This is a genomic window from Muriicola sp. (assembly GCF_049669965.1).
Classification (GTDB): Bacteria; Bacteroidota; Bacteroidia; order Flavobacteriales; family Flavobacteriaceae; genus Muriicola.
In genome coordinates, this window is record NZ_JBATLB010000035.1 from 1 (window position 1) to 1,812 (window position 1,812).

At 41.2% G+C, this 1,812-nt stretch carries 2 protein-coding genes; both read left to right on the plus strand.

What is annotated here, in order from left to right; all coding sequences use genetic code 11:
• The coding region (locus WBM49_RS02385; RefSeq protein WP_424370465.1) for a zinc-binding dehydrogenase at window positions 1–576 on the plus strand (576 nt) is incomplete at its 5' end.
• A gap of 265 nt (window positions 577–841) precedes the next feature.
• Window positions 842–1,812 (plus strand): mucoidy inhibitor MuiA family protein (locus WBM49_RS02390; RefSeq protein ID WP_424370466.1); only part of this gene is annotated, 971 nt, incomplete at its 3' end.

Consider the following 1,812-nt stretch of genomic DNA (forward strand, 5'->3'; position numbering starts at 1 on the left):
TACGCTTATAATATGATCAACAAATTGCAATTGCAAGAGGGCGATAAGGTGCTAATTAACGGAGCCACCGGAGGAATTGGATCGGCTGCCATGCAATTACTAGGTTATTTGGGGATAGAACGCACAGCAGTGACCAATACTAAGAATATTTCTTTGGCTGCCTCATTGGGGGCATCGTATACGATAGATTGGGAACGCCAGGATTTTACCAAATCTGCTGACAAATATCAGGCTATCCTGGATACTTCAGGAAAAAGCACCTTTAAGGCATGCAAACCCATACTGGTAAATGGAGGAGCTTATATTTCCTCAGAACTTGGTCCCTGGTCCCAAAATTTGTTCTATTCATTATTAACGTACCTGTTCGGGAGTGTGCCATTTACAAAAGGGAAAAAGGTAAAATTTCCTTATCCCCCCGATATTATGAGAAGCATTCGTCTGTTAAAAAGTCTTATTGAAGAGCACCATTTCAGCCCTCTGATAGATCGCGTATATCCTTTTGAGGAGATACCAGAAGCGTTCCGGTATGTTGAAAAAGGACATAAGACAGGGAATGTAGTGATCTCATTGGAATAATTGAAATGGCTATATCCATGACCATGATCTAAATACGTACCCTTTTTATTAGGGATTGGCATATTAGGCACCTACATTGGCAAAAGGATCCTGAAATATATTCCTCAATCTAAGTTTAAAAAGCTCTCCCTGATTCTTATCTTAGTTATTGGACTTATTACGGTGATAAAACTATTACTTTAGAATAATAAAACGGAGTTGAGGATAACGCATTTATGGACCTACATTTGAATGTCTGAATAGCATAAATCTAATCAAAAAAAATATGAAGTTTAAAAGTATAGTTTGGCTATCTCTGCTTCTTGGTGTTAACATGACAATGGCTCAAGAGCCCAAAGAGATAGAGATCAAAACAGCAGTAAAAGACGTAACTGTTTTTATTGAAGGTGCCCAGATCACGAGAAAAAAAGCGGTTGATATTCCTGCCGGAACCAGTATTTTAAAGTTTACGGACCTGTCACCTTTTATCAATGGAAAGAGCCTTCAAGTAAAGGCAGATGGGAACGTCACAGTACTTTCCGTAAACCAGCAACAAAATTATTTGGAGGAACTGGGAAAATCCAAAGAGCTGCTGGACTTGGAAGCACAGCTACTGGAGGTGCAGGAAAAGATCAAAAAAGAACGAACCTATCTGGACATCCTGGCAGAGGAAATTGTCTTTCTGCAGGCCAATAAGGTGGTAGGCGGTAACCAGACCCTTACAGCGGCTACCTTAAAAAGTGCAGCCGACTACTACGGGCAGCAGCTTACTTCCTTGAAGTTAAAGGAGCTCGATCGGACAAAAACCCTTAACGATTTTTATGAGGAACAAACCAAGCTGCAGAATCAGATCAATACAATCACTGGAAAAAAAGAATATGCCAACGGAGAGGTCCTTGTAAAAATAGAGGCCAAAAGGGCTACGCGCTCTAACCTGGAATTGTCCTACGTGGTAAACAATGCAGGATGGTATCCGTCTTATGACATCCGTTCTACCAATGTCAATGAACCAATTTCCCTGGGGTATAAGGCCAATGTAAAGCAAGATACCAAGATAGACTGGAAAGATGTGAATCTTCGCTTGTCATCGGCCAATCCAAATATTTCTGGGACCGCTCCTGAATTACAAACCTATTTTCTGGATTACAATAGCAGACCTCCGGTGTATAATCGTTCGGTGGCTGAAGTTTCGGGGGTTGTTAGAGATCAGAATGGAGAATCATTGCCAGGGGCTATGGTGACAGTGGAGGGTAGTAC